This window comes from Caldivirga sp. MU80 (genome assembly GCF_001663375.1).
GTDB lineage: Archaea > Thermoproteota > Thermoprotei > Thermoproteales > Thermocladiaceae > Caldivirga.
This window is the reverse complement of sequence record NZ_LCTF01000057.1, coordinates 1-5,003: the sequence shown is the minus strand read 5'-3', so window position 1 is coordinate 5,003 and position 5,003 is coordinate 1. Positions and strand designations below refer to the sequence as shown.

The window sequence follows — 5,003 nt, the reverse complement described above, 5'->3', positions numbered from 1 at the left end:
GCTTCCCTGAGGAACTTGAGGATGTCCTCAACATCAAAGGTGAACTCCCTACCTCTCCCTAGGTAAATTGATTGCTCCGGAATCACGACCTCACCCTTCCTAGCCTCCTCAACAACCTCCTCAAGTTTATCCCTCACCTGCGCCACCAAGTCCTTACTCTCATCCAACCCTATACCAACCAAGTCGAGGACGTAATCCACGTACCACCTAATCCTCTCTAAACCCCTGGTACCACGCTTACGCATATAATCACTAAAATAAATTAACTATTAAAGTCTTAATAGCCACTGCATTGACAAGTCCATGGTATTATCCATCACGAAACCCTCACCGATTGCGATAGTTTATTTTATTAATTGCTAAGCAGTGCATTGATTGTATGGATAGGGTTAGGATTGGTAGGATCAAGCCCAAGTCCTTCACCTACGTCGGTAGGATAAGGGTGGTCCTCAATGGCAGTGAGGCTGAGACTAAGGATAAGGGTGGGGGAGAGGGTTACGGAGGAGGTGGCACTACTCAATAGCGGCTTTGAAGCCCCGACCCCGCAGTTATTAATACCGATAGGTACGGCTAAGGCCCTTGGGCTGTGGCCCTGACCAGTGAGTCTAAGGAATTGGTTGTGGATACGGCAGGTGGTCCGTTGAGGGTTTGGTTTTATCCGCGAATAGCCCTCGTTAAGGTCATTACTAGTGATGCAGAGTCTGGGGAGGTTCTCACGGACCTGTTAGTATCGCCGCTAGCCGATGAGCCGTTGATAAGCGATATGTTGGTTGAGGAGTTGGAAATCGTGGTTGAATCCTTTGGTAGGGGGCTATGGAGGTTCAGGGGTGAGGCGCCAGGTAAATTAAGACCCTCGGAGAGGCGCTAGAGCTATATATTGTGTTTAAGCGTAAGCAGTTATGTGGGTTTAACCAAGGTTAAGGTGTTGGTTGTAAACCCGGATTCGGGTGCTAATGCCGAGGTTGAGTTAATAGTCGATACTGGATTGATCTTCACCTGGATTGATGGGAGGGTGCTTGAGGGTATTGGCGTAAGGCCTAGGATGGTTAGGTCGTTTAGGACGATCGATGGTAGGGTTGTGAGTAGGAGGGTTGGCGTGGCCACCATTAGGTATGGGGAGTACGAGGGCGATGTCGAGGTTATATTCGCTGAGGATGGCGATGCCCAGGTACTCGGGGTGACGGCTCTTGAGACCCTGGGACTGGAGGTGGATTCATTAACGGGTACGTTGAGGTATGTAGGGCATTTAGCAGTTTAAGCTTAAGGTTGATTTTTACGCTACGCCTTACCCCTGGCTATTTCAAGCAGGTACTTATGCATGGCTGTCGTTGTTAATTCTGGGTGGAATGCCGTAGCTAACATCGCATTCTCCTGGGCCGCGACTATGACCTCCCCAACCCTCGGGTACCTAAGCTTCGCAAGGGGCTTTGTATCTCCCCAAACCTTCACTATCGCCGGCGCCCTTATGAAAACAGCCCTCAAAGTGCCGAACCCATCAACGTTGAGGTCCACCTCGAAGGAGTCCCTCTGTCTACCGAAGGCGTTCCTGACAATGGCTATGTCCATAACGCCAAGTATTGGCTGCCCTGTCTCACCAACCACTGAGTCCTTAACCTCCCTAGCCATGAATATGGCACCGGCGCAGGTACCTAGTGTTGGTAATCCGTCGATTATGCGCTCTTTAAGGGCGTCAAGCAACTTGACCCTGTTCGCTAACGAGCCTATCGTAGTTGACTCACCGCCAGGTATCACTATTGCCCTCACATCACTTAACTGCTCAGTCCTCCTTACCCTAACCACCTCAATCGTTAATCCCAACTCCTTAGCCGCCGCCTTAAACGCATGCTCGTGCTCCTCCACATCACCCTGTAAGGCCAGGACACCAACCTTCACATCAAACACCCCTGACTTGGAGCAACTCCTCGGGCCTTAATGATTTCACATCCATACCCATCATGGCACTCCTCTCACTAACCATCCTCTGCGACTCAACAACGATCTCCGGATCATCCCAGTGGGCTGTGGCGAGGACTATGGCCTCAGCCCTTTCTCTTGGGTCTTGGGACTTGAATATGCCCGAGCCAACGAATATGCCATCAGCCCCAAGCCACATCATCAACGCAGCATCCGCAGGGGTCGCTATACCACCTGCTGCGAAGGTTATCACTGGTAGCCTGCCAAGTCTCGCCGTTAGGGTCACTAACTCGATAGGTACCTGGCACTGCCTTGCGAAGTCCCTGAGCCTCTCCTCATCACCGCTCCTATACGCCGACGCCAACTCCTCAATGGACTTATAAAGCGCCTTGAAGTGCTTCACAGCCTCGCTCACGTTGCCCGTGCCGGCCTCACCCTTAGACCTAATCATGCTGGCGCCCTCGGAAATCCTCCTAAGGGCTTCACACAACTCCCTGCACCCGTTGACGAATGGTACGTTGAAGAGCCACTTGTTGATGTGGTGCTGTTCATCAACCGGCGTGAGAACTTCAGACTCATCTACTAGGTCTACTCCCACTGATTCGAGGATGAATGCCTCGTAATAATGCCCAATCCTAACCTTGGCGCTGACGGGTATTGTCACGTGCCTCATTACGTCCTCGATAACCTTAATATCAGCCATCCTAGCGACACCACCAGCCTTCCTCACGTCATATGGCAGCTTGTCAAGCACCATGACGCCAACCGCACCGGCCTCCTCGGCGATCTGCGACTGCTCAACATTTGTTACATCCATAATCACGCCATTCCTAAGCATCGCGGGAAACCCAACCTTAACCTTAACCGTACCAACGACTAAGCCATCCACTGGGTATGGCCTAGGCCAGATGAAGCCCCTCTCCCTCAGCCTATCCCTAAGCTCCAGCATGCCGTAGAAGAAGTCCCTAAGTTTCTCCAGGTACTCGAAGGATTGGCTCACCGACATCAATACAGGGTCGGCAAGGAATTACTTATTTTTTGTTAAACGTTTAATAACTATTGCTTGATGAATTCTTTCAATTTATTAATCAACTTGAGCACGTAATCCCTATGGAGTTCGAAGGTCTCTTTGCTCATGAAGTTGTGGTAAAAATTGGCATGTAGTCTCTCTGCCATGCCAAAGTAAAGTACTAATTCCTTATCACCAGTCTCTTCATATAGGTTCTGCACTATTACGTCATAGTCCCTATGGCTATAGTGCTCCCAACCCTTGACCTCAGCGATCGCGTTAAGCAGTGAGACGACCGAGCCCCAGAGCTTCTCGCCCGCCTGAACCAAATTACCCCTCGCATACTCCTCCTCAGCCTCCCTCAAGAGTGCTTCATGAAGCTTCAAGTAAACACTCACCTTCTCTCTCGGGTCGAGTTTCTGCGCTATTAGGTCTGCGAGGAATAGCTCCGGATCCATACCCCGCTTCCTGCTCTCCTCACTTATTAACTTCAATAGTTCCTCCATCTTACTCAATCACAATCCCTGGCGCCTTATTTAAAGCAACTTCTCGTCGTCCTCATACCGATAAAACTTAAATAATAAAATAATAATAGTGTTATTAATGGCTAAGACCTTGATTGAGGAGGCGAGGGAGGGTAGGGTTACTGATGAGGTCAAGCTTATCGCTGAGCGTGAGGGCGTTGATGTCAATAAGTTAATACGTAGGATTGCCACTGGCCGTGTAATAATTATCAGGTCCATTAAAGAGCCTGATAAGGTGGCTGGTGTCGGGCTTGGATTAACTACTAAGATTAATGTCAATATTGGCACATCGAGCGAGGTCCTTGACTTAACTATGGAGTTGGAGAAGGTTAGGGTTGCGAATAAGTGGGGCGACACGTTGATGGACCTATCAACAGGCGGGGACCTTGATGAAATCCGTGGGGCAGTTATTAGGGAGTCGAGGATACCCGTGGGCACGGTACCCGTTTACCAAGCCTTCATAGACGCGTTTAAGAGGAGGGGTGGTGGTGCCTACTTCACTGAGGATGACTTATTCAATACGATAGAGAGGCATCTGAAGGATGGTGTGTCCTTCATGACGCTGCACGCGGCAGTCACGAGGGATTTAGCCCTAAAGGCCTTGAGGAGCAATAGGGTTATACCTATTGTATCGAGGGGTGGCGACATGATGATTGGCTGGATGCTGCATAATAACGCCGAGAATCCGCTATACGTTAAGTGGGATTATGTTCTAGAGCTGTTTAGGGAGTACGATGCCGTTATATCGATAGGGGGCGCACTGAGGCCGGGCGCCACCGCCGACAGCCACGACGAGTTTCACATTGCGGAGTTGATAGAGGCCGCTAGGCTCGTTAAGCGTGCATTGAGGGCTGGTGTCCAGGTCATGGTTGAGGGCCCTGGGCATGTGCCACTTAACGAGGTTGTGTGGGATGTGAAGCTCATGAAAAGGTTAACAGGGGGTGTTCCGTATTATGTTCTAGGGCCGTTGCCTACCGACGTGGCCGCCCCATACGACCACATAGCAGGCGCAATCGGCGCAGCACTCGCCGGCGCTGCCGGTGCTGACCTGCTATGCTACATAACACCCGCCGAGCACCTGGGCTTACCGAATGTTAGGCAGGTTGAGGAGGGCGCCATAGCCTTCAGGATAGCAGCCCACATAGCTGATATTGTAAAGTTGGGTAGAAAGGCGAGGAGGTGGGATGATGAGGTTAGTACGTATAGGGGCAAGCTCATGTGGGACAAGTTGATACCCAAGCTCATAGACCCAGAAAACGCCTACAAGGTGTACACCCAATTTGGTGTGCCGAAGGTTAGGGCATGCACGATGTGTGGTGGCTATTGTCCAATGATGCTTGTTATGGAGCAAATAAGGAAACTCGAAACCATGGGTGGTGCCCAGTGACGTGCCAATACTCACTAACTCACCCCTGGGTGTTGAGCACCTGGGTTAAGTCGCCAATTTTAAACACGGATAGGTTAGTCATAGTGTCCGCCTGCCTCCCATACATAAATCGCGAACTCTTCGAGAAATTAAGCAATGAGGGTACTGTTATTTTCGCATGCCCCGAACG

8 protein-coding genes are annotated in these 5,003 nt (G+C 50.6%); 4 read left to right on the top strand and 4 right to left on the bottom strand.

The features are described from left to right. Positions 1 to 245: hypothetical protein (locus tag AAX04_RS11305; RefSeq protein ID WP_156519847.1), on the bottom strand; the 245-nt coding region annotated here is incomplete at its 3' end. A 134-nt stretch (positions 246 to 379) separates the two neighbouring features. On the opposite strand from AAX04_RS11305, the gene AAX04_RS12105 reads away from it, so the two are divergent. The 3 genes from AAX04_RS12105 to AAX04_RS11295 all read left to right on the top strand — a co-directional run bounded on the left by AAX04_RS12105 (position 380) and on the right by AAX04_RS11295 (position 1,258). Then, positions 380 to 523 carry a hypothetical protein gene (locus tag AAX04_RS12105; protein ID WP_156519846.1) on the top strand — a complete coding sequence of 48 codons (144 nt, stop codon included), beginning with the start codon at positions 380 to 382 and terminating at the stop codon, positions 521 to 523. Between the two features lie 63 nt (positions 524 to 586). Then, positions 587 to 868 (top strand): hypothetical protein, encoded by a 282-nt coding sequence (locus AAX04_RS11300; RefSeq protein ID WP_238377878.1) that lies wholly within the window; start codon positions 587 to 589, stop codon positions 866 to 868. A gap of 33 nt (positions 869 to 901) precedes the next feature. Beyond that, entirely contained in the window at positions 902 to 1,258 is a 357-nt protein-coding gene (locus tag AAX04_RS11295) for an aspartyl protease family protein (RefSeq protein WP_066798345.1), read from the top strand. Between the two features lie 20 nt (positions 1,259 to 1,278). Here the strand turns inward: AAX04_RS11295 and pdxT are convergent, their stop codons facing one another. The 3 genes from pdxT to AAX04_RS11280 are packed head-to-tail and all read right to left on the bottom strand — an operon-like array spanning position 1,279 to position 3,429. Further along, positions 1,279 to 1,893 (bottom strand): pyridoxal 5'-phosphate synthase glutaminase subunit PdxT, encoded by a 615-nt coding sequence (gene pdxT, locus AAX04_RS11290; protein ID WP_066798347.1) that lies wholly within the window; start codon positions 1,891 to 1,893, stop codon positions 1,279 to 1,281. Position 1,894: 1 nt separating this feature from the next. Next, positions 1,895 to 2,920 carry a pyridoxal 5'-phosphate synthase lyase subunit PdxS gene (pdxS, locus tag AAX04_RS11285; protein WP_066798343.1) on the bottom strand — a complete coding sequence of 342 codons (1,026 nt, stop codon included), beginning with the start codon at positions 2,918 to 2,920 and terminating at the stop codon, positions 1,895 to 1,897. A 50-nt stretch (positions 2,921 to 2,970) separates the two neighbouring features. After that, positions 2,971 to 3,429 (bottom strand): PaREP1 family protein, encoded by a 459-nt coding sequence (locus tag AAX04_RS11280; RefSeq protein WP_066798341.1) that lies wholly within the window; start codon positions 3,427 to 3,429, stop codon positions 2,971 to 2,973. 97 nt (positions 3,430 to 3,526) lie between these two features. On the opposite strand from AAX04_RS11280, the gene thiC reads away from it, so the two are divergent. Further along, positions 3,527 to 4,834 (top strand): phosphomethylpyrimidine synthase ThiC, encoded by a 1,308-nt coding sequence (thiC, locus tag AAX04_RS11275; protein ID WP_066798339.1) that lies wholly within the window; start codon positions 3,527 to 3,529, stop codon positions 4,832 to 4,834. The last annotated feature ends 169 nt before the right edge of the window (positions 4,835 to 5,003 follow it).

Coding starts and splice junctions, on each gene's coding strand:
- AAX04_RS12105 (WP_156519846.1), top strand. CDS start 380: ATGGATAGGGTTAGGATTGGTAGGATCAAGCCCAAGTCCTTCACCTAC.
- pdxS (WP_066798343.1), bottom strand. CDS start 2,920: ATGTCGGTGAGCCAATCCTTCGAGTACCTGGAGAAACTTAGGGACTTC.
- AAX04_RS11280 (WP_066798341.1), bottom strand. CDS start 3,429: ATGGAGGAACTATTGAAGTTAATAAGTGAGGAGAGCAGGAAGCGGGGT.
- thiC (WP_066798339.1), top strand. CDS start 3,527: ATGGCTAAGACCTTGATTGAGGAGGCGAGGGAGGGTAGGGTTACTGAT.